We start from the raw sequence: 22,147 nt of genomic DNA, 5'->3' as shown, positions 1-22,147 counted from the left end.
AAAAAAGAGCATGGAGAATCATTTTCCCCATGCTCTTTCTAAATTCATTATGATTCACTCTTTAGCAATCGCACACTTTCATCAAATTCCTTCTCAATAGTTGGATTGTGACGATAAGTGATTAAGCTGACAATGACAGAGAGAATTAAGTTGATCGCAAAGCCAGGCACGATTTCATATAGTGTGTCGCCAAGGCCAAGCTGCTTCCAAATGATAACAGTAATTGCCCCCGCAATCATTCCTACAAGTGCACCCCAATTGGTCATCCTCTTCCAGAATAAGCTTAGAAGAATAACTGGGCCAAATGAAGCTCCAAATCCTGCCCAAGCGTAAGCAACAAGACTTAAAATCGTATTATCTTGCTCTAATGCTAGTAGTGCTGCAACGATTGCAACTACTAAAACAGCCATTCGGCCAAAGAATACAAGCTCTTTATCCGATGCATTTTTCTTAAATAACGTTTTGTATAAATCTTCTGTTAATGCGCTTGAAGTAACAATTAATTGTGAAGATACAGTGCTCATAATGGCAGCGAGTACTGCAGCTAATAAGAATCCGGCAAATAATGGATGGAATACAATTTGGCCTAATACTAGGAAGACTGCCTCTGGATTATCCAATGTATACTGAGTATTCTGGTGGAAAAAGGCAATTCCGATTAAAGCCATAAATACTGCACCTAATAATGAGAAAATCATCCAGCCCATCCCAATGCGGCGAGCGCTCTTTGTTTCTCTAACGGATGAAATCGCCATAAAGCGAACGATAATATGCGGCTGGCCAAAGTAGCCAAGACCCCATGCCATTGCTGAAATAATCCCCAATGTTGTCGTTCCTTTAAAGAAATCAAGCAGTGTAGGATCAATAGCTCGAATCGATTCGAAAGTGCCACTGAATCCACCAGTATGTGAAAGTGCTAATGCTGGTACTAGAATTAAAGCAAGTAACATCATCAAACCTTGAATGAAATCGGTATAGCTAACTGCTAGGAAACCGCCAAACAATGTATAGGCTACAACAACACCTGAAACGATCAGCAGTCCAAGATGATAATTCACATTAAATGAGCTTTCGAAGAATACTGCCCCAGATACCATCCCTGATGAAACATAGAAAGTAAAGAAAACAAGGATAACAATGCCGGAAACTATTCTTAATAATTTTGTTGAATCTTTAAAACGGTTTTCTAAATACCCTGGAATCGTAATGGAATCGTTTGCAACTTGCGTATAGCTTCGCAGGCGTGGAGCAACAAAAAACCAGTTCGCATAAGCACCAAGTGTTAGTCCGATGGCAATCCAAGCATCAGCTAAACCGCTAACATAAATTCCGCCGGGTAACCCCATTAATAGCCATCCACTCATATCTGCTGCCCCAGCACTTAATGCAGTTACTGCAGGTCCTAGTGAACGTCCGCCGAGCATATAATCGGTTAAATTGCTTGTTTTTCGGTATGCATACCAGCCGATTATTAACATAGCTACCATATAAATACCGATAGAGATTAATTGAAGACCTGAATCTGTCATTTGCATTTCCCCCTTTGGACTAAAAGAATAAATTATAACTAGAATAGAATTAAAACTATAAATATTCTAACATCCATTGTCGAAAAACGCGATGGTAAAAGTTAATAAAAAATACATATTTTTTTCGAATATGATCTTGATTTGTTGATTTCACTTGATCTTTTTAATCGAATAATTGTTTTATTATACATAATCATATGTTATTAATCACCAAGGTTTCATGAAAGTAACATAAATTACTTTTCTATTCTGAAGCTAATATTATTATTTTTATATAATTATGTGAGAGGGATTAGTTATGAAATTAATCCTTTATTTAAAAAGCTTCCTTTTTCAGAGGTTTTTACTCTTATGGTTTTTATTGATAAGATGTAGGGAGACTTTATCGATAAAAAAGTAGATCGGGTGAACATATGAATAAAGCAATTAAGCTAAAAATAAAATCAGCACATAGTAAAGGATTTCAGGCAGGTTATCCGCTAATAACTGAGAATGCAGTCGAACAATTTCCGAAAGGGCTAACAGAAGGAACACTCATTGATCTTCTTGATGAGAAGAATCGTTTCCTCGCTAAAGGATATTATGGGATACAAAATAAAGGGAGGGGCTGGATATTAAGCAGAGATCAGCATGATGTGATTGATCAAAGTTTTTTTGAAAAGAAATTCAAAATAGCAATAGAGAATCGGGAGTCTCTATTTAAAGATGAAGATACGACTGCATTCCGGATTTTCAATGGGGAAGGCGATGGAGTTGGCGGTCTAACGATTGATTACTTTAATGGGTATTATTTAGTGACATGGTACAGCGAAGGAATCTATCATTTCAAGGATGCCATTATTCAAGCACTAATAAATGTGGCAGATATGAAAGGGATTTATGAGAAGAAACGTTTTGCTGTTAAGGGTACTTACATTGATGATGATGACTTCGTGACAGGAGAGCGTGCTAATTTTCCGTTGATTGTGAAGGAAAATGGGATAAATTTTGCTGTCTATTTAAATGACGGTGCAATGGTCGGCGTATTCTTGGATCAGAGGAATGTGCGCAAGGTTATTCGCGACAAGTATGCAGAAGGAAAAAGTGTGCTGAATACTTTCTCGTACACAGGGGCTTTCTCTATAGCTGCTGCACTAGGCGGAGCTTCGAAGACAACAAGTGTCGATCTTGCTAATCGCAGTAAAAGCAAGACAATTGAACAGTTCAGTGTCAATGGAATTGATTATGATGCACATGACATCATAGTAGAAGATGTTTTTAATTATTTTAAATATGCAGTTCGCAAGCAGCTTTCATTTGATATGGTCATTCTTGACCCGCCAAGCTTTGCGCGTTCGAAAAAGCATACCTTTAGTGCAGGAAAGGATTATCCAGCACTCCTTGAGCAAGCCATTCAAATAACTGCTAAAAATGGGATTATAGTTGCTTCATCTAATTGCAGTACATTTAATATGAAAAAATTTAAAGAATTTATTGATAAAGCCTTTAGAGTAACAGGCGGAAAATATAAAATTCTTGAGGAATATAGCCTTCCTGAGGATTTTAAGGTAGTGAAAGAATTCATAGAAGGGGATTACCTTAAAGTAGCCATTATAAAGAAGCTTTCATAAGATTGATTGATTTTAGAAAAGAAGAAAGGTGCATGCTCAAAAGCTATGCACCTTTCTTTCTGCTATTTTAAACGAGAATATAACTTTTGAGTTAGGAAATTGTCTAGCGCAAGCGCCTATCGTCTATCGCCTATAAAACTTCAGGCCGCCTCCCCTGCGATAAGTCAACATCTGTTCACTCTCGCTCACCGTGATTCATTTATCGAAAAGAACCGGTCCTTCTGTGTTTGTACGGCGCTTGCGCTTTTCTTATACAACCCCTTGTACAATCATCGCATCGGCGACTCGGATGAATCCTGCAATATTAGCACCTACAACAAGGTTGCCAGGATAGCCATATTCTTCTGCCGCTTTCATACTATTGCGGTAAATACTAGTCATGATTTCACGAAGTTTTTCATCTACTTCCTCAAAAGTCCATGATAATCTTGCACTGTTTTGTGCCATTTCTAAGGAAGACACAGCAACCCCGCCAGCATTGGCTGCTTTTGCAGGTGCGAAAAGGATATCGTTTTTCAAGAATATGTTAATGGCTGCTAATGTGGATGGCATATTCGCCCCCTCGCCAATAGCCTTTACTCCATTGGCAACAAGTACTTTTGCCGAACAGTCATCAATTTCATTTTGCGTAGCACAAGGCAGAGCAATGTCACATGGAATCGACCAAATGCCAGAACAGCCTTCGACATATTGGGCATGGGGCTGCTCATAGACATACTCACAAATACGTTTCCCTTCTATTTCCTTTAAACGTTTCACTGTTTCAAGGTCAATCCCGTTTTCATCATAAACATAGCCATTTGAATCACTGCAGGCAACAACCTTTGCACCTAAGTGAATGGCCTTTTCTATTGCATAAATTGAAACATTGCCAGAACCGGAAACAATGACGGTGCTTCCCTCAAAGCTAAGCCCTTTATCAGCTAACATTTCCTCGACGAAATATACTGTCCCATAGCCGGTTGCTTCTTTCCGTCCTAAACTGCCTCCATAACCGACACCTTTCCCAGTTAAGACTCCTGCTTCATAAGCTCCGCGAAGCCTCTTGTACTGTCCAAACATATAACCAATCTCTCGTGCACCAACGCCGATGTCGCCAGCAGGGACATCGATATCAGGGCCAATATACTTACTTAACTCTGTCATAAAGCTTTGTGTAAAACGCATGATTTCGCCATCGGACTTTCCCTTTGGATTAAAATCAGCGCCCCCTTTGCCGCCGCCTATTGGCTGACCAGTTAAGGAGTTTTTAAAAATTTGTTCAAAGCCAAGAAATTTAATAATGCTGGCATTTACTGAGGGGTGGAAACGGATGCCTCCTTTATATGGTCCAATTGTGCTGCTATATTGAACTCTAAACCCGCGGTTTACTTGGACTTTACCCGTATCATCCATCCAAGGCACACGAAAGGAAATCACTCTTTCCGGTTCCACGATTCTTTCAAGGATTCCATGATTCATGTATTTGGGATGTTTTGAGAATACAGGTACAAGTGAATCGAATATCTCCTCAACTGCCTGGTGAAATTCATATTCGAAAGGATTACGCATTTTAACTATTTCAAACACTTTATTTACATAATCCAGAGCAATATTTGTTTCGCTGTTCTTCACTTCTTCTAATGTTTGCATAGTTGATCAAGCCTCCTATATAAAGATGAAACTGTATAATTACTCAAATGGTTGAATTTTCTAATAAGAAAATTTTATAATAGAAAAATAATCTGAACAATATGAATTATAGATAAGACCAATGCCTGTATGAGATCATTAGAGAAGGAGGGGACTATTTTGGAATTGCGGCAGATTCAATATTTTATGGAAGTTGCAAAAAGAGAGCATGTAACTGAAGCAGCGGTTGCCTTACATGTTGCACAATCAGCTGTCAGCAGGCAAATCTTTAATCTAGAAATGGAGTTAGGGGTTGATTTATTTTTTCGTGAGGGGAGAAATGTCCGGCTAACCCCGATAGGAAAGATATTTCTGGAGCATATGGAGGAAGCAATGACGGTTATCGAAAATGCTCGGAGAGAGGTCGACGAGTATTTAGATCCAGAAAAGGGCACGATTCGCATTGGATTTCCAAGCAGTTTAGCTGCCTATACTTTGCCGACTGTGATTTCTGCATTTAGCAGGAAGCATCCAGATGTGAAATATCAGCTTCGGCAAGGATCCTACCATTCACTTATTGATGGAGTGATCAAAGGGGAAATGGACATGGCGCTTCTTGGCCCGGTACCAAAGGAAGAAAAAAAGGTCCATGGGCATATTTTATTTACTGAAAAAATGGTTGCCTTACTTCCAAATAGACATAAGCATGCAGATAAGAAGTCGTTAAAATTAAGCCAGCTGCGGGACGATTCTTTCGTTCTATTTCCAAACGGGTATATTTTGCGAGAAATTATAATGAATGCCTGCCACCAGCAGGGATTTCAGCCAAATGTTTCATTTGAGGGAGAGGATATCGATGCCATTAAAGGGTTGGTTTCAGCAGGACTTGGCGTGACTGTTATTCCTGAAATTACATTAATCGATAGCTTGCCGCGCCAAACTGTTAAGGTTCCCGTTGTCGATCCTCAAGTTACTCGAACCGTTGGCATTATTATCCCAACCGACAGAGAAATGCTGCCGACAGCAAAGCTATTTCACGAATTTACAATTGAATTTTTCCATATGCTAGGAAGTTTTCAAAACTAAATAGGTGCCTATTGGCTATTTGTAGAAAAAATATTTTTCATTAGATAAAAAAACACGGTGGATGCCAATTAAGGCACCATCGTGTTTTACTTAATCAATTATTCTAATCCCTCAATCACTAATTCCTTTGCAGGCAAGAATGACTCCCCTGTATCTAAATATTTAACCTTAACAGAATCGCCCTCTTGTAAGTAAATGGCCATTGGGCTAATTTCAGAAGAAATCACATAACTTTGGCGGTTACTTAATAAGAAGGAGATAGTTGTGAAATCACCGCTCTTTTCTTTATACACTCTTATGATTGTTCCGCTTATTTGCTTTTCCTCTGCTTTTGAGCTGCCATCAACCGTTCCACCGCCCCGTTGCAATGCGGTTTTGTACAGCTTCAATGCTTCATTTGGAGTCGAGGCATAAACAGATATTTCTGGATTAGCTGCTGAAACAATAAAGTAATTTTGCAGAAATCCATTTGCATCCAATACTGGTGTCAGCCAGCTAGCTTCGCCATAGAAATTATAGAGAACAGGCATTTCTCCGTCCCATTTCTTTTCAATAAACTTTTTCTCGATTATTTGCAAAGCTCCCTGAGAATCCATATAGGACTCTTCAAGATTTCCTGTATAGTAAGTGGCTTCCCCAGTCCTTGAGTTTGTTAACGAATATCCAAGCATTGAGTCTACCCCTTCTTTGGGGCTCGTAAAATCGGTGAAATAAAACATCTCTCCATTTTCATCAAAAATCGGGCTGACATTTGCTTCAGTTCCTTCATCAGATGGCAGCTTTACATCCTTTTTGCCAAACTTACTATTCCAAAATCCATGAATATAATTACCGAAGTAACTATTTTGAAGGCTGACCACTTCAGGTGAAACGGCCCCGTCAATGAAGGATGGTACATCTTTTAAAAGATAGTTCTTTGTATTTCCCGTTTTTGGATCGACAGCAACGATCCCTTTCACATCAAATCCATTTCTGGCTGAGACAAATTGGCCGTATGAGCGAATGTAATGAGGTCTGCCTTCATCATCAATCTCTAATTGGACATCCCCATGGAAAATATACTGCGGATACTGCATCCGAATATGGCGTTCTATATTTTTGCTGAAATAGGAGGAAGGTGTATAGACCATCTCTGCTTTTATGAATTTGGGATTTGCAGAGGAATCGGTAGCACTGATTGTAAAATAGCCTGGTGTCTCATCTCCATTCAGCCATTTGAAAAAGCCGGAAAATTCAACAGGTGCAATATAGACATATTCCCCGTTAACTTTTTGAATCTGCAGATTCCCTAATTCATAGTAACTAGTATTTGGAACTTGCCCGAATGCCTTCTTCATTTTATTCCGCGCAAATTGTGGAGGAACACTTGCTGGTGTTTCATTTTCGTCAAATGTTTCAATTTCAGTTTTTATATCCATTTTTGCAATTTCATATTTTTCATCTGCGTTAAATAGAAAGGATGAAAGAAAGAATACAGCCATTGCAAGGCTTGCTAGAAATAAGACTGCTTTAATCATTCTTTCTTTTCCAGTCGAAAGCACGGCACCAGCTGCAGTAATAATGACAGCTAACATCCATAATGAAGATAGATTTCGATCAAGATTTGTAACATAGTAGAAGACATACACACCGATGATTAAAAGGATAATAGCTGTGAAAAGATACCTTGATTTTAACTGCTTTTTTTCTTCGTTTTTATTTTTAGAAAAAGGAATTAGCACAAGGGCAGAGGCTAATCCAATAATTAGTGAAAACAATAAGATTTGTCCCATTTGATCACCTCTTTGAAAAATTTTATTTCCTTACTATACGGATATCATACGAGGAAAGTTTCATCTCTATTTGTATGTGTTATGACTTTAGATAGATTTGCTAAATAAAAATTGACAGTTGTCTTAGATTTTATTAAATTTTATTTATATTCTAATTATTTAGAATATAATAGAAACAAAGGGGATGAAATAATGGGGAAAACGGTTCAAAAAAGTAATCGAATGAAAGGGAATGGTGAGGATTTTGAGAAAATGGTTCGTTCAAGTCAATTTAACGAACTGATGGCTGCAAAGAAAAAATTTTTAGTTCCTTCAATTATTATATTTTTAGGTCTGTATTTATTATTTCCAATTCTTATTTCCTATACTAATGCACTGGACAAAATCGCTATTGGGGATATTTCATGGGCATGGGTATATGCCCTATTGCTGTTCGTTATGACTTGGGTAATGGCAACCATATACATGAAAAAATCTGCTGTGTTTGATCGTATGGCAGAAAAGGTCTGGAAAGATGAAGAGTTGGAAAGGAGAGAAGCGAAGTGAATCTTACCGTAGTCGTCTTATTTCTATTAATAGTTGCAATGACTCTGGCCATTACTTACTATGCTGCGAAAAGGACAAATACAGCAAATGAATTTTATACGGCTGGGGGAGGATTAACAGGGTGGCAGAATGGTTTAGCTATTTCGGGAGACTATTTATCTGCAGCCTCTTTTCTTGGAATCGCGGGTGCAATTGCTTTAAGCGGATTCGACGGGTTCTTATTCAGTATTGGTTATCTTGTTGCATACTTAGTCGTTTTATTTATTGTAGCCGAACCGCTGCGTAATCTCGGGAAATACACATTAGCTGATATGATTAACTCACGTTTTGATGCTAAAAAAGTAAGAGCTACCGCTGCTCTAAATACGATTACTATTGTTATTTTTTACATGATTGCCCAATTAGTTGGTGCAGGTGCCTTAATCAAGTTATTATTCGGGATTGATTATTGGTTAGCGGTATTAATTGTTGGTGTCATGATGACAGTCTATGTTTTATTTGGAGGGATGACAGCAACAAGCTGGGTACAAATTATTAAAGCCGTTCTGCTAATGCTTGGTACAATTATCATTTCCTTTTTAGTTCTTTCTCGTTTCCACTTCAACATTTTTGAAATGTTTTCCACCATGAAAACAGCAACACCATTAGGTGAAGCCTACTTAAACCCAGGTGTAAAATATAAGGTGCCACTCGATACTCTTTCCCTCATGATCGCGCTTGTATTCGGAACAGCGGGACTCCCACACATACTAATGAGATTTTTCACAGTAAGAGATGCTAAAACCGCAAGAAGTTCCGTTATTTGGGCCACCTGGATTGTTGGCATATTTTATGTCATGACAATATTCCTTGGCTTCGGAGCCGCAGCATTTGTTGGAGCGGATGTTATTCAAGCTAGTAATGCAGCTGGGAATATGGCTGCCCCATTACTTGCCAAAGTATTAGGCGGAGATATCTTAATGTCATTTGTTTCCGCAGTAGCCTTTGCAACGATTTTGGCAGTTGTTGCAGGTCTAGTTCTATCTGGTGCTTCAGCTTTTGCTCATGATATTTATGGACAAATCATTAAAAAAGGAAAAGCATCAGAGAAAGAACAGATGCTGGCAGCAAAATATGCTTCACTAGGTGTTTCTGTGTTTTCTATTTTACTAGCGCTTTTTGCTCAAAATTTAAACGTAGCATTTCTTGTCTCTCTAGCCTTCTGTGTAGCTGCCAGTGCAAATTTGCCTGTTATTATTTTCACAATATATTGGAAGCGTTTTAATACTGCTGGGGCAATGACAGGAATGATCTCGGGTCTGGTGTCTGCTCTTATACTTGTAGCTATTAGTCCGAGTGTCATCTCTCCGGTCGAGGGGGCAGCATTATTTACAGGCAATCCTATTTTTCCATTAACAAATCCTGCCTTGCTATCTGTTCCAATCGGCTTTATCGGGTCGATTATAGGTACACTTGTCTCCAGCAAACAGGATGCAAAACGGTATGCCGAGGTAAAGGTAAAAGCAAATACTGGTTATCGTGAGCCGTTGTCTTAAGTATAGGGGGAAGGACAAAATTTTTGTCCTTTCCCTTTTCTTTTATTTCAATAAGTTTATAAATATAAGGAGGAAAAGAGCAGGAAGTAAGAGAATGAAATAGTACTAGACGTTCAATTTTTTCTTATGAAAGGATGGTTTATATGCAGTCTAGACCAAAGGAAAATGAATATGCGCCTTATTATTCTGGATATGTTGGTTTAGTTCCGGATGGCGATATCGTACATATATTAACGGAGCAAGTGGAGGAAACGATTCAGCTTCTACAGGGAATCTCTGAAGAACAGAGCCTTTTTCGATATGCTTCTGGAAAATGGAGTGTTAAGGAAGTGATTGGGCATGTAGCAGATACAGAGCGAATTATGGCGTATCGTCTACTTTGCATTGCTCGCGGGGAAACGGTATCGCTGCCCGGTTTCGATGAAAATCCATATGTACTGAATGCCTTCTTTGATCGCTTACCTATTAAAGAGCATATTGAAAATTTAAGGGCTGTGCGGCAATCAACAACTCAATTATTGAAGGGTCTGGATTCTAAAGCATGGGCTAGAATTGGCAGTGCAAATGATGTAGATGTTTCAGTCCGTGCGCTTGCATATATTATTGCGGGCCACGAACGGCATCATCGCCGAATAGTAAAAGATCGCTATTTGCTGTAATAGACTTGATGGAAGAACTGCTAAACTTGTGTTGGCAGTTTTTTATTTTGTAATAAAAAAGTGTCACAAAAATGTATCCTGAACGACTAATCGGTATGAAAGGAAAAAAGTAGGTGAGTGGGAATTGGATAATGAGAAAAGGCATCTCGTGATGGAATGGTATGAATCTTATTATGATGATGTTTACCGGTTTATTTTATATATGCTTGGTGACAAACAGCTTTGTGAGGATTTTGTACATGATACGTTTGTTCGTGCATATACAGCAGCAGAGCGATTCGATCGGCGCTCAAGTGTGAAAACATGGCTATTTAGCATTGCTAAGCATTTAGTGTTAGATGAATTCCGTAAACGAAAGCGAAGAAAGCTATTTCCATTTGAACAGGAAATCCCATCTTCCTTGAATGTGGAGCAACTGTTTGAGAACAAAGAAGCTGTAATTGAGCTGATGAGTGATATTCAAAAATTAAAGCCGAACTACCGGCTGGTAATTATTCTAAAGATGGTTGAGGATTGCTCCACAAAAGAAATCTCAAACATTCTGGATTGGTCTGAAGAAAAGGTACGGAAAACATTATCAAGAGCACTGCATTCACTTAGAAAAATGAGTCGGAAGGAAGAAGGGGGTGGACAGATTGAGCAAACATTTTGATGACCAATGGAAGCACCTTCAACAATTTCAACCTCCGAGTCATGAAAAAGAACAATTAAAGCGAAGAATTTTGCAAACGATTCAAGAGGAGCCTGTAAAAAAATCTCCAGGTTTTCTTCTTCCGCTGAGAGGAATCGTAACGACTTGTCTTCTTGTTCTTATTTGTGGAAGCTTCCTATGGCTGATTCTTCAGCAAAGTGGAGAGCCGCAAACAGCCTCAAATTCCTCTATTGATTATGAGAAGTTTAGTTGGGAACTAGAGGATGTCTATAGTAAGAAAGCAGATGGAGGTTTGGAACTTTTTCAAGAAAAGCAATCCGTGCCAGTCGGGACTGTTAAAGAAGTAACTGAGGAGGAAATGAAAACAATTACAGCGCAATTGCCTATGTATGTGGAAAAGAAACTTGAACATTTCCCCTATCCAACAACGATGTATATTGAACATGTAAAAATGATAGATACAGCACTTAGGTACCATTTTTTCATTCCGAATAAGGAAAAATGGATTTACTTCACATTTGATTATCCGAAGCTTGAATACGCAGAAATTTTCCATGCGATGTCAACATTGGCATTTGAGGGTAAGAAGCCATATAGTCATGATGAGCAGCTGTATGTTAATCACGGATATGGGCTCATGCTTTTTCCAGTTGGATTGAATCCATACTCAATTACTTTATACAAGGAAATTTATTATTGGGATAAAGGTTCTGATAAGGCGTATTCGAAATATATAGAAACCCTCCTTACATCTGGCTGGAAGAAGATAGCGTCTGATGGGAAAAGGCATACATTCGTTTCAGTAGATGGGAATGAGGAAATTATAGTCCGGTGGGGTGGGAAATATTTAACCTATGAATTTGACTATCCCAATAGAGAAGAATAGTATAAAGCGTAAATAAACAGTTGCGTTTCTACAATTGGTAGGGACGCATTTTATTAGGATTAATAGAAGAACAGGAATTTTCAGATATTTTGTCGAATTAGTTCACTAATTAATTATATGAGGTGGACCATGTATGGAATTTGTAATAAATAATGAATGTTTTAACAAAGCAATCACAGAAGTCAGTAGAGCGGTATTAGTAAAAACAACTTTACCTATTTTGTCAGGTGTTAAGATCGTTGCCAAAAGTAATTGCTTAATTCTTGTCGGAAGCAATTCTGATATTGTAATTGAAAAAGTAATTCCTTTAATGATGGATGATAAAAAAGTATTAGAAGTATATGAGACTGGCAGTGTTGTAGTATCTGTAAAATATTTTAGTGAGATTGCTAAAAAGCTGCCTAAAGATATCCATTTAAAAGTAAATGATAAACAATTAGTTACCATTCAGTCTGATGAGATTATTACTACTCTAAATGGCTTTCATTCTGAAGAGTATCCAAGACTTCCCCAATTTGATGAGACAACGTGTATTAAAATCTCAAGCATGGAATTAATAGATATAATTAATCAGACTTCATTTGCAGTTTCTAAGAGTGAGTCGAGACCCGTACTTACAGGAGTAAATTTGTCATTCAATGAAAATCATCTTTCCTGTGCAGCAACTAATTCCCAACGGTTAGCGTATAGAGAAATTCCTATAGAAACAGATGTAAAGGGTTCCTTCATTGTTCCGAGTTCAAGCCTAAATGAGCTAACCAAGCTATTTAAAAATGAAGAAGCTATAATACATATTTATATAACAGATAACTATATTGTGTTTAAGTCAAAAACTCTCTCACTTTTTTCAAGACTAATCGAAGGGAACTATCCTAATATTTCAAGCTTATTGCCAAAGGATGCAAAGACAATAATTGTTATGGACACCAATCAGTTATTAAAAGGGATTGATAGAGCCTGTCTTTTTGCAAATGAGTGGAAAAATAACAATGTAAATCTAGAAATTAAGGAAGGTTCCAAACTAAGAATATCTTCTAACTCAACGGAGATAGGGAAAATAGAGGAAACACAAATGATTAAGATGATTAAGGGTGAGGCAGATTTTAGTATTTCGCTTGATGGAAGCTTTTTAATGGATGCCTTAAAAGCAATAAAAGAAGAAGAAATAAGAATGAGTTTTGGTGGTCCGATGAGACCGGTTTTAATTGAACCTTTAGATAATCCATCTCAACTTCATCTGATCTCGCCAGTTCGGACGTACTAAATCGAATGAGTTCTAACAAAAAAGGATGTGGGAAAATGACACTAGTTTTAGATAAAGACTTAGCCTATCGAGTTGAGCAATCAGAAGTAGATACTCTGCACTCAAGATTAAGCGCGATCCGAGGAATGCCTGGTAATCCTATGGATGTGCAAATCGAAAAATTTGGCAAGGCCACTGCGTTTTCTGTTAAGAAGATACCTGGGCCTTCATTTAATACGGTAAAAGGGTTATCCGATGGGGATGAAATATATATTGATGATATTATTGAGTATTACAAAAGAAGGAATATTCCAGCGCGGTTTGAACTAACCCCAGCAAATGCATCTCCAAAACTATTAACTATTCTCTCCGAAAAAGGGTTTTACCAGAGAGAGTTTCATTCATCTTTATACACATCATCTTTACATGATGTGGAGCCAGAAGCAACTCAAGTAGCTATTCGTAAGTTAAATAAAAATGAGTTTGACTTATTCGCCGAAATTTATATAAAAGGCTTCGGTCTCCCAGATTTCGTAAAGGGAGGAATCGCTCAAAACAATGCTGTTCTTTATGATCTTGAAAATTGGACTTTTTATCTAGCTATTGTCGAAGATGAGCCTGCAGGGATTGGTGTCATCTTTGTTCAGGATAAAATTGCCACACTTGCAGCCGCGGCAACAATTCCACATCTAAGAAATAAAGGAGTTCATCGGGCACTAATAAACGAGCGGCTGCAACAAGCAGCCTTTCAAGCCTGTGATCTAGCTGTTGGCCAAGCGAAGTATGCAAGCATAAGCCAAAATAATATGGAAAGATCCGGCTTGCGCATTGCTTATACAAAAGCAATATGGGTGCAGCAAGAATGATCGTTTGTTCATGAAGCCCCGAAATCAAGGAATCCAGGGAAATTGCTTGCCATGAAGCATCAAAGTCTCCTAAATGCCAAAAATAAGAAGCGGTCCTCCTAAAGGGATCGCTTTTTGTGTGTCTGAAACTTCCAATAGTAAAAGAACTAATTATCTAGAGGGATTTTACTCCTACAGTAAATAATAAATATTTATAGAATATTCCATATTATTATTGCATTCTAAAAAGTTAGAACGTATAATTTATTTAGAATGATAAGTTTAATTAGAAAGGAGTTTATTATGGACTTTAACCCAAAAACAATGGATATCAATTTGGAGCAGCAAAAGCTTATCTCAAGCCCTATACGGGTGAAGATTATTTATTTACTCGATAACCAGGCTATGACAGCCAAACAGGTAGCGGATGAAATGGGAAAGACAGCTGGAAGTATTCATTATCATATCCAGCAGCTGTTTAATGGGGGGATATTGGAAATTGAGGAAATAAAGGAAAATAAAGGGATTGTCGAGAAGTATTATCGCTCGAAAGCAACACAATTTAGATTTAAAGATGAAAATACGCCGGGGCAAAAAAAGAAACGATCAAGGGGCATTAGTTTGTCTTTGACAGATGAAGAGATAAAGGAATTTGAAGCAGATTTCGATAATCTTTTATTGAAATATGTAAAGAAAACGGTTAAAGAAGATGTCACTCGTACGTCTTATCAAGTATACCTGCAGTTTGATGAGCTTCTTGAGGAGGAGGAAAAATAAATGCCAATTGCAGTAAAAAAGAATATGATTTTATTTCTGCTTGGAAAAATGACTGCAGTGCTTGGTTCGTCCATTTACGGGTTTGCAATTGGGCTATATATTTTGGCAGAAACGGGCTCAAGCCTAAATTTTGCTGTAACATTAATCTTAAGTATTTTGCCTAGAATTTTGCTTTCCCCGATTGCTGGAACGCTTAGCGATCGATGGAACAGAAAGAAAATGATTATTATATCAGATTTTGCTTGTGCAATCTGGCTATTGGTTGTTTTACTTTTATTTACTTATGTTTATCCGGAAATTTGGCTTCTGTATGTAGCAACAGCTGTTTTAAGCATCCTCAACACTTTTTATTCTTCAGCGGTCACATCATCCATCTACAACATGGTCGGACCAGAATTTCTGCAAAAAGCTATGTCATTGAACCAGGCAGCAGCTTCACTTTCAACCATATTAGGTCCTGTTCTTGGCGGCATGTTCTTCGGCCTCTTTCAAATCACAACCTTCATGATCATCAACATCATCGCATTTACGATTTCAGGAATTGCTAGTATCTTTATCCAGTATGATTTATTTGCTGAAAAGAAGGAAAAAGAAATAAATAGTACTATATTATCAGATTTAAAGTCTGGTTTCTCATTTGTAAAAAATCAGGTGTTTATTAAGAATTTAATTTTTTTAAGTGTCTTTCTAAATTTTTGGTTCGCTGTATTTCCAGTTGCCATGCCATATTTAGTTCTAACCATCAGAAAAATGGAACCAGTTCAGTTAGGTATAATTGAAGGAACATTCTCCGTTGGGATGATGCTTATGGCAATTATTTTATCTACAAGACCAGAAATAAAAAGAAAAGACCTAACTATTTTTGGCGGCTTAATAGCCATGTCTACAGTCCTTATTTTGTTGGGACTTCCAAATTTCCCAGGGATGATGGGTGTCTCCAATTCCATTCTTTTTCCGTATTTTATTCTAATGGTTCTTCTTCTTTCATCATTTATAATGATTGTAAATATGCCAATTATGGTCCTTCTGCAGAAAAGTACGCCAGATGAATATCGAGGTCGAGTAATGTCCTTGCTGGAAACAGGCGCAGGTGCAATGGCTCCGTTAGGTTACATTATATTTGGCTTTCTTCTTGAAAGAATGCCAGTCTGGATATTGATGGCCATTTGTGGAATGAGCATTATTTTATTAATCCTTTACCATATTAAAAGGAAGGTACTGGTAAATTCATTAAGAGAAGCAGATAGCCCAAAACCAATCACTGCAGACATATGAGAAAAAATCGACAGGCTTCTATCACCTGTCGATTTTTACTCTGCTTTTTCTGAGTGATCAGTAAAAACAGCTTGCAGCAAGTATAAGATCATCCAAATGGTAATAACAAGAAACCCCCAGCCTAAAAACTTTTGTTGAGTTTCTAAATAGTTATTGCATATTTGAATCGGAGAATCGATATACAGCCAAGCCATTAAAGCAAACATAGATAAATAATTTAAGAAGATAAATCCTTTCCCCAATGTTTGCATCTTTTTCCAGCTATCTTTTAAGAATAGCCCCACTAATGGAAGACTAATAAACTTAAAGAGCTCAATATAATACATAGTGACTGCTTCATCTAAAGCACGGGGAAGCATCCAGTACATAGTAATAAAGACAACAAAGATCATGCCAGGGACACCATCCGTATTCCAAGCGGTGAAAAAGGGATGGAATTTCTTTATTAACCTATCTCCTATGAACCACCCTGCTAGTATAAGAAGTGGCAGCTGGACGAGCATATGAAGCAGCATAATGGATTCTAGATAGGCTTTAACAGGAGGAACAACTAATATACCATATAAGATAATACCTAATCCTGTTTGTTTCATGTGTTATTCCCCCGTACCGTTCTTAAGTGTCGTTAAGACAGTATTTGCTGCTTCATCAATTTTTGTAAAATCCATTACTTCAGCTAAATAGCCTTTTCTATCGACTAAATAAAAGGCTGAATTATGTGTAAAGCCGCCCTCGCCATCTGGAATGACAATGACTCCAAACTCTTCCAGTAAATGATCTAGTTCATCCTGGTCAGCTATTCTTGCCATACGCCAAGTTTCCCCGTCACTATCAAAAGCTTTTCTGTATTTTTCTAATGTAGCAACATCATCGCGGGCAGGATCAAAGCTGATGCTTAAAAAAAGGATATCTTCTCCAATCCATGCATTTGGAATTTTGTTATATACCTCTGCTAAATTCATTTCTAGCTTCGGACATACATCTGAACACGCTGTATAAATAAAGGTAAGCATGATATATTTTCCTTCAAATTCTGAAAATGAATATACGCGTCCTTTGCTGTCTTCCAATGTAACATTTGGAAATTTTGGTTTATCCTTAAGCAGTTTGTAGGTTCGGGCACTCTCTGCTGTAAATGCCCGAAACCCATCAGTACCAGCATAAAATAATACACAACCTAATAGAACAGTCAAAAAAATCGCTGCAGTGTTACGCCAATTTCTGCTCATTTATATCGCTTCCTGAAATACCTCTAACTTTTACGTAGCGAATAAAATGAATAATAAAGATTATAAGCCCCAATACGGCAAGTACACCGCCAATTGCACCAAATACAGCAGGAGCCATCCACTCAGGAAAATGGGTCGCCCATCTTCTCGGCGTGCTTATTGCGCCAGAAATTAAGAAGCCAACACTTACACTAATAATGCCAAGCGTATAGCTGATAAAGCCAATCTTATCTAATCCATTTGTTTGTAAGCCACTATCAACTTTAGACAGATAATAAATGAATCCGAAGATCATGACGACAGCACCAAGCCCCATATACATGTGGAAGTGGCCTGGTACCCACTTGGTATTATGCATTACATGATTGACAACAATTGTAGCATCGACGATGGCAGGAACGACACCAACAACCCATCCAAACATAGACATAAAGATTAAGCCAGATGCCATGTCCCATTTAATGCCTGATTTATAAACGATCATTAATGCGCCATAAGCTGTAATAACAAGAACTGGCAAGCCGTTTGCATATGATAATACTTGGCCCATGATGAGCATCCATTTCGGCATGACTGAATCCATTAGCATATGGTGAGTATAGATCACTAAAGTAAATGCTGTTGACATCGTCCATGCAATTAGGAATGGACGATTAGATTTCCATGGACGATTTGTGTAGCGCGGCAGAATTTCATAAACCGCGATTACACCCATATAAATAATCGAGTTAGCAAAAATATGACCGAAAGCATAGGTTAAATTTTTTGCTAAGAGCGGATCAAATGTAAAAGCAGGGTTAACGACATTAATAATATTCATAATCAAAACTGTTGCTCCAGCCGTTAAAGCTGTCACATTAACAATTGTAACCATCGTACTTGCAACAACAGTTGGTGATGGTGCATCTTTTTCTGCTCTTTTTCCAGAAATAACATCCCATCCTAATCCTTTTCCTAGACTTCCATGTTTTTTAATAATGGCTCTGCCTGTATCAATGTAGAGAAGTAAGAACCCAACACCCAGAATGAGCATCCCTACAAGATATAAAAGTGCTCCAGTAACACCCCAGGCTCCTCCAGACAATGCTGGAAGCGGATACAGGAATGTCCAGGCACTTGCATATTTAAATGAAAATACCCCAATTATAACCATAACTACGCCAATTAAAGACAAAATAAGATTTAATTTGAAAACTTTTTTAGATAACTCAACATAGTTTGATAGGAAATACCACATAACTGCTGAAGCTGCTAATGCTGCTCCCCCAATCATGCCAGTTCCATGAATTGTTAAGAATTGATAGAATGCTGCAGGAGGAAGATCCAGCACACCACCTTGAGCCAAAAGCATTAAAATCCCAAAAATCATCATAACAGCAATTACTAATCCGCCAATGATTAAATAAGTTGCTATCAGACTGTTTTTTGATTTAAAATCTCCTGTATTTATAGCCGTAACCATTCTTCAACACCTCCACCTTGTTATTCAGTAACTTCTATTTTGCCGATCATTAAATGATGAGCTAATCCGCAATATTCTAGACATAGAACTTCATACGTACCGGGTTTATCAAAAGTAATATAAACCTTATTTGTGTAATCTGGCATCGCTTGGGTTTGTGCAATTAAATTCAGCTCTGAATCATAAATACCAAACCCATGTGTGACATCTGTGCTAGTGACATGGAATTCAATCGGTTCATCCACTTTAAATTCCGTTTCACTCATTTTCCAGCCAAATTGAATAGCTTCGACATCCACAATTGTTGGGTCATTTCCTGCGCTATAAACTGGCTGGTTGTACGGCAATTCACGAAGGGTATAAATTGTAAGAACGAGCATGACAACAGCTAATGTTGCCCCATAAAAAGTTCGTGCCTTATACCACTTCTTTTTGATAGGCTCATAATCACGTTTTTCTTTTGATTTGAAGGCGACAAATCCAAAAACTGCTGCGATTAAAAGCATAAAAATTAAACTGACAATCCACGCTACTGTTTGAACCATTTCTAATACCTCCCCCAATACTCTGCATATTTTATTGATAAATAGCACCATATCCCCTTTTATGGCGTTTTTAGAATACAAAATTTAGACACAATTAAGCGTGACCCTAGTCACAAAAAATCCATATTTAATTTATTTTATTTTGTATCGTTTTAACCTTAAAAACAGTGGGAGTAAGTATTTAATCCTATTTTTTCAAAAGGAGCCTGATCTGGCGCAATTATTATTATGAATATTCTGGAATTAAAGAAAGAGGGGGGAATCTTTGCGTAGTTTTAATAAAGTAGATTTTCCTTTAATCACTTACTGTGTGCTTCTATTTGTTATTTTGTTTTTACAATGAAAACTGAATTTAATCTGACAGGCTATAGTTATTATGTGGACAATAATTCAAATGTCGTGATTTTTGTAGAGGGATCCTATTGAGGTTGCAGAGGACAAGGCAATACACGTTTTGCAGGCAGTATTGCCGATTACGCAAGCAAATAACTTATGGAAGGTGAATATTTTTCTAATTTCACTATTTGTTGCGGGATTTTTTGTTTTGTTTAATAAAGTATTGTTGCCGAAAAAAACTTTAAAAATGGTATGCTGCGATCTATGTTCTCTGTCTTATTGCCTTTATAATTTGGGATTCTATCTTATATAAAAAAATCATGAAGGAAATAGTCCAGTATACAACTAAGTTATTAGTATAGAAGGGGAATTAAAAATGCAGATCACTTAATTGATCTGCATTTTAATTTTGACATTATTTATCTTTACTTGGTATCGCACAATTTCCGTCTACACAGCTTGCATCCTCTGCCCCTGCTCCTGATAGGTCTTGGAATTTAGGTGCTGCCGCAGATTCTTCTTCCCAGACTTTTTGCAGTGCATTAGCAAAAGTTTCAGGTGGCTGTGCGCCTGAAATTGCATATTTCTGATTGATAATAAAATATGGAACTCCACTAATGCCATATTGCTGGGCGATGGCTTCATCAATGCGAACGTCATTAGCAAAAGCATTTTTATCTTGAAGTGTGTTTAAAGCTTCTTGACGATCTAGGCCAGCCTCTTCTGCAATATCTGCTAATGTATCATGACCACTAATTTCCTTTGATTCTGTGAAGTATGCGTGAAGAAGCTTCTCTGTAAGAACAGCCTCTTTGCCATTGGCTTTTGCATACTTTGCTAAGCGGTGTGCATCAAAAGTATTTGTTGGCTTCATGTCGTCAAAGTTGAATGTTAAGCCAACACTTGCTGCATGCTGCCCAATTCCTTCGTTTGTTTTCTTCGCTTGTTCTACACTCATTCCATACTTTCCAGCAAGTGCTTCATGAATATTTTTGCCGCTGTATTTAGGCGAATTTGGATCAAGCTCAAAGCTTTTGAATTCAACTTCAACTTGATCTTTATAAGGAAATTGAGCTAGCGCATGTTCTAATCTGCGCTTCCCAATATAACAAAACGGACAAACATAATCTGACCATACTTCTATTTTCATATGACCCCTTCTTTCTTAATTAGCTTCCCTTAATAGTAGCATAATCAAAGGGAAATCCATTAAAAAATGCTTACTGCAAAAAATACATTTTCTAAAGAACTGAAAAAAATAAACAACATGAAAGGTTTGGCTCAATATACTAATTGTACCAAGGTGATTTTTATGAAGAAAAATGTATGCAGCTGAAGCATCTATGGCTGCTATAGATTACTAATCAAATCATAATGTGGTGATATCAGGTGAAAACTGATCAGGATCATACGTATATGTTTCAAAATTTACAAGAGAGACATTTGACATTTGAACATGTTTTTACTCGGATCCTTAAGTTCATGAACAGAAATCCTCGTGGAAACTACCGATTAATGGTTGGAACAGATTCTCAGGTTCATTGTAATCGAACTGTATTTATTACAGGGATTGTTATTCAAAATGAAGGGAAGGGGGCGTGGGCTTGTATTCGAAAAAATATTATCCCACGGAAAATGCTTCATTTACACGAACGTATTTCTTATGAAACTTCTTTAACAGAAGAGGTTGTAGCATTGTTTACGACAGAGCGGAAAAACGAAATGATTAACATTGTGCTGCCCTATATTTATCAAGGTGCAACCTTTTCGATGGAAGGACATCTAGACATTGGTGCGGGAATAAGAAATAAGACGAGGGAGTTTGTGAATGAGATGGTGACAAGAATGGAGTCAATAGGAGTGGAGCCAAAAATTAAACCAGATGCATTTGTGGCCTCCAGTTACGCAAACCGATATACGAAATAAAGTGGGGAGCAGCAAAAAAGCACAATGAATTTTTTTCATTGTGCTTCCCATCTTATTTTTTTGTAAGAGTTAGATAGGTTTCTTGAATTTTATCTGCGACAGCTGCTGTTAAATCGGTTGTTGTTTCAGGGAGTGATGACTGTAAAATAGCATTCGCCATTTTTGCCATCATCCCTTCGGCCTTGATATCAAGGTGACCAGTCATGAGACTATTCTGCTGATTAATGGCTTTTACAGTAAAATAACCATGTCCTGAAAATTTTTCATTTAATCCGGTCAAGTTAAAGGTCACCTTTGATGGCTCCTGCCAACTAGTGATAACAACTTTTAACTCAATTTTCTTCTTTAATATTCCGATATCGCTTTTAAAGCTCCATGTGGATTCTTTTTCACTTAAAATATGATGATCAATGTAACCTGGTACAAGTGGTGCCCAATGATCTATGTTACTAACGAATTCCCAAACAAAATGTATCGGTACATTGATTTCCAATTGATGGCTAAAACTTGTCATCATTCCCGCTCCTTTTGATTATTTTCTTGAGATGCTTTCCATGAAAATCTATTCTAAAGTCAGCGGGAGTATTCCATTTTCAAGTGAAGGGGAAATCGGACTATAGTAA

At 37.5% G+C, this 22,147-nt stretch carries 21 protein-coding genes; 12 read left to right on the top strand and 9 right to left on the bottom strand.

Going from position 1 to position 22,147, the window contains the following annotated elements; genetic code table 11:
• Positions 1–47: 47 nt before the first annotated feature.
• Positions 48–1,529 carry a sodium/proline symporter PutP gene (gene putP / locus ASU02_RS03590; protein ID WP_057761071.1) on the bottom strand — a complete coding sequence of 494 codons (1,482 nt, stop codon included), beginning with the start codon at positions 1,527–1,529 and terminating at the stop codon, positions 48–50.
• Between the two features lie 413 nt (positions 1,530–1,942).
• Between putP and ASU02_RS03585 the strand changes: the two genes are divergently transcribed.
• On the top strand, positions 1,943–3,139 hold the full coding sequence (locus ASU02_RS03585) for a class I SAM-dependent rRNA methyltransferase (protein ID WP_057761069.1): 1,197 nt from the start codon (positions 1,943–1,945) through the stop codon (positions 3,137–3,139).
• Between the two features lie 249 nt (positions 3,140–3,388).
• Here ASU02_RS03585 and gdhA read toward each other — a convergent pair whose 3' ends face one another.
• Complete coding sequence (gene gdhA / locus ASU02_RS03580) at positions 3,389–4,771, bottom strand: NADP-specific glutamate dehydrogenase (protein ID WP_057761067.1); 1,383 nt, start codon at positions 4,769–4,771, stop codon at positions 3,389–3,391.
• 159 nt (positions 4,772–4,930) lie between these two features.
• Here gdhA and ASU02_RS03575 point away from each other — a divergent pair, with 159 nt between their 5' ends.
• Positions 4,931–5,836 carry a LysR family transcriptional regulator gene (locus tag ASU02_RS03575; RefSeq protein WP_057761065.1) on the top strand — a complete coding sequence of 302 codons (906 nt, stop codon included), beginning with the start codon at positions 4,931–4,933 and terminating at the stop codon, positions 5,834–5,836.
• 98 nt (positions 5,837–5,934) lie between these two features.
• Here the strand turns inward: ASU02_RS03575 and ASU02_RS03570 are convergent, their stop codons facing one another.
• Positions 5,935–7,608 carry a hypothetical protein gene (locus ASU02_RS03570; RefSeq protein WP_057761063.1) on the bottom strand — a complete coding sequence of 558 codons (1,674 nt, stop codon included), beginning with the start codon at positions 7,606–7,608 and terminating at the stop codon, positions 5,935–5,937.
• 192 nt (positions 7,609–7,800) lie between these two features.
• Here ASU02_RS03570 and ASU02_RS03565 point away from each other — a divergent pair, with 192 nt between their 5' ends.
• From ASU02_RS03565 to ASU02_RS03525, 9 genes are all read left to right on the top strand, one after another.
• Complete coding sequence (locus ASU02_RS03565; protein WP_095396679.1) at positions 7,801–8,154, top strand: DUF485 domain-containing protein; 354 nt, start codon at positions 7,801–7,803, stop codon at positions 8,152–8,154.
• Positions 8,151–9,689: a solute symporter family protein gene (locus ASU02_RS03560; protein ID WP_057761061.1), complete on the top strand. Its 1,539-nt coding sequence runs from the start codon at positions 8,151–8,153 to the stop codon at positions 9,687–9,689. Before ASU02_RS03565 ends, ASU02_RS03560 begins: the two co-directional genes overlap by 4 nt.
• 143 nt (positions 9,690–9,832) lie before the next feature.
• Positions 9,833–10,348 carry a DinB family protein gene (locus ASU02_RS03555; RefSeq protein WP_057761060.1) on the top strand — a complete coding sequence of 172 codons (516 nt, stop codon included), beginning with the start codon at positions 9,833–9,835 and terminating at the stop codon, positions 10,346–10,348.
• Positions 10,349–10,472: 124 nt separating this feature from the next.
• Entirely contained in the window at positions 10,473–11,000 is a 528-nt protein-coding gene (locus tag ASU02_RS03550; protein ID WP_057761058.1) for an RNA polymerase sigma factor, read from the top strand.
• On the top strand, positions 10,984–11,886 hold the full coding sequence (locus ASU02_RS03545; protein ID WP_057761056.1) for a hypothetical protein: 903 nt from the start codon (positions 10,984–10,986) through the stop codon (positions 11,884–11,886). The genes ASU02_RS03550 and ASU02_RS03545 overlap by 17 nt, the downstream gene beginning before the upstream one ends.
• Positions 11,887–12,019: 133 nt before the next feature.
• Positions 12,020–13,150, top strand: coding sequence for a DNA polymerase III subunit beta (gene dnaN / locus ASU02_RS03540; protein WP_057761055.1), 1,131 nt, complete (start codon positions 12,020–12,022; stop codon positions 13,148–13,150).
• Between the two features lie 35 nt (positions 13,151–13,185).
• Positions 13,186–13,995, top strand: a complete 810-nt coding sequence (locus tag ASU02_RS03535; protein WP_057761053.1) for a hypothetical protein — start codon at positions 13,186–13,188, stop codon at positions 13,993–13,995.
• Positions 13,996–14,277: 282 nt separating this feature from the next.
• Positions 14,278–14,751 carry an ArsR/SmtB family transcription factor gene (locus ASU02_RS03530; protein WP_232426144.1) on the top strand — a complete coding sequence of 158 codons (474 nt, stop codon included), beginning with the start codon at positions 14,278–14,280 and terminating at the stop codon, positions 14,749–14,751.
• A complete protein-coding gene (locus ASU02_RS03525) occupies positions 14,752–16,026 on the top strand; it encodes an MFS transporter (RefSeq protein WP_057761052.1) in 1,275 nt (424 codons plus the stop codon).
• A 35-nt stretch (positions 16,027–16,061) separates the two neighbouring features.
• Here ASU02_RS03525 and ASU02_RS03520 read toward each other — a convergent pair whose 3' ends face one another.
• The 5 genes from ASU02_RS03520 to ASU02_RS03500 all read right to left on the bottom strand — a co-directional run bounded on the left by ASU02_RS03520 (position 16,062) and on the right by ASU02_RS03500 (position 20,748).
• Positions 16,062–16,619 carry a hypothetical protein gene (locus ASU02_RS03520; protein ID WP_057761050.1) on the bottom strand — a complete coding sequence of 186 codons (558 nt, stop codon included), beginning with the start codon at positions 16,617–16,619 and terminating at the stop codon, positions 16,062–16,064.
• Between the two features lie 3 nt (positions 16,620–16,622).
• A complete protein-coding gene (locus ASU02_RS03515) occupies positions 16,623–17,255 on the bottom strand; it encodes an SCO family protein (protein WP_057761048.1) in 633 nt (210 codons plus the stop codon).
• On the bottom strand, positions 17,236–18,717 hold the full coding sequence (locus ASU02_RS03510) for a cbb3-type cytochrome c oxidase subunit I (protein ID WP_057761046.1): 1,482 nt from the start codon (positions 18,715–18,717) through the stop codon (positions 17,236–17,238). Before ASU02_RS03510 ends, ASU02_RS03515 begins: the two co-directional genes overlap by 20 nt.
• Before the next feature lie 20 nt (positions 18,718–18,737).
• Complete coding sequence (locus tag ASU02_RS03505) at positions 18,738–19,262, bottom strand: cupredoxin domain-containing protein (protein WP_057761044.1); 525 nt, start codon at positions 19,260–19,262, stop codon at positions 18,738–18,740.
• Positions 19,263–20,013: 751 nt separating this feature from the next.
• Positions 20,014–20,748: a DsbA family oxidoreductase gene (locus ASU02_RS03500; protein ID WP_057761042.1), complete on the bottom strand. Its 735-nt coding sequence runs from the start codon at positions 20,746–20,748 to the stop codon at positions 20,014–20,016.
• Between the two features lie 266 nt (positions 20,749–21,014).
• On the opposite strand from ASU02_RS03500, the gene ASU02_RS03495 reads away from it, so the two are divergent.
• Positions 21,015–21,524, top strand: coding sequence for a ribonuclease H-like YkuK family protein (locus ASU02_RS03495; protein WP_057761118.1), 510 nt, complete (start codon positions 21,015–21,017; stop codon positions 21,522–21,524).
• 52 nt (positions 21,525–21,576) lie between these two features.
• Here the strand turns inward: ASU02_RS03495 and ASU02_RS03490 are convergent, their stop codons facing one another.
• Positions 21,577–22,038 (bottom strand): CoxG family protein, encoded by a 462-nt coding sequence (locus tag ASU02_RS03490; protein ID WP_057761033.1) that lies wholly within the window; start codon positions 22,036–22,038, stop codon positions 21,577–21,579.
• Between the last annotated feature and the right edge of the window lie 109 nt (positions 22,039–22,147).

The organism is Cytobacillus praedii, assembly GCF_001439605.1.
Lineage (GTDB): Bacteria > Bacillota > Bacilli > Bacillales > Cytobacillaceae > Cytobacillus > Cytobacillus praedii.
This window is presented reverse-complemented; position numbering and strand designations above follow the sequence as displayed.

Coding starts and splice junctions, on each gene's coding strand:
- putP (WP_057761071.1), bottom strand. CDS start 1,529: ATGACAGATTCAGGTCTTCAATTAATCTCTATCGGTATTTATATGGTA.
- ASU02_RS03555 (WP_057761060.1), top strand. CDS start 9,833: ATGCAGTCTAGACCAAAGGAAAATGAATATGCGCCTTATTATTCTGGA.
- dnaN (WP_057761055.1), top strand. CDS start 12,020: ATGGAATTTGTAATAAATAATGAATGTTTTAACAAAGCAATCACAGAA.
- gdhA (WP_057761067.1), bottom strand. CDS start 4,771: ATGCAAACATTAGAAGAAGTGAAGAACAGCGAAACAAATATTGCTCTG.
- ASU02_RS03510 (WP_057761046.1), bottom strand. CDS start 18,717: ATGGTTACGGCTATAAATACAGGAGATTTTAAATCAAAAAACAGTCTG.
- ASU02_RS03585 (WP_057761069.1), top strand. CDS start 1,943: ATGAATAAAGCAATTAAGCTAAAAATAAAATCAGCACATAGTAAAGGA.
- ASU02_RS03525 (WP_057761052.1), top strand. CDS start 14,752: ATGCCAATTGCAGTAAAAAAGAATATGATTTTATTTCTGCTTGGAAAA.
- ASU02_RS03495 (WP_057761118.1), top strand. CDS start 21,015: ATGTTTCAAAATTTACAAGAGAGACATTTGACATTTGAACATGTTTTT.
- ASU02_RS03500 (WP_057761042.1), bottom strand. CDS start 20,748: ATGAAAATAGAAGTATGGTCAGATTATGTTTGTCCGTTTTGTTATATT.
- ASU02_RS03535 (WP_057761053.1), top strand. CDS start 13,186: ATGACACTAGTTTTAGATAAAGACTTAGCCTATCGAGTTGAGCAATCA.
- ASU02_RS03515 (WP_057761048.1), bottom strand. CDS start 17,255: ATGAGCAGAAATTGGCGTAACACTGCAGCGATTTTTTTGACTGTTCTA.
- ASU02_RS03565 (WP_095396679.1), top strand. CDS start 7,801: ATGGGGAAAACGGTTCAAAAAAGTAATCGAATGAAAGGGAATGGTGAG.
- ASU02_RS03505 (WP_057761044.1), bottom strand. CDS start 19,262: ATGGTTCAAACAGTAGCGTGGATTGTCAGTTTAATTTTTATGCTTTTA.
- ASU02_RS03530 (WP_232426144.1), top strand. CDS start 14,278: ATGGACTTTAACCCAAAAACAATGGATATCAATTTGGAGCAGCAAAAG.
- ASU02_RS03490 (WP_057761033.1), bottom strand. CDS start 22,038: ATGACAAGTTTTAGCCATCAATTGGAAATCAATGTACCGATACATTTT.
- ASU02_RS03570 (WP_057761063.1), bottom strand. CDS start 7,608: ATGGGACAAATCTTATTGTTTTCACTAATTATTGGATTAGCCTCTGCC.
- ASU02_RS03520 (WP_057761050.1), bottom strand. CDS start 16,619: ATGAAACAAACAGGATTAGGTATTATCTTATATGGTATATTAGTTGTT.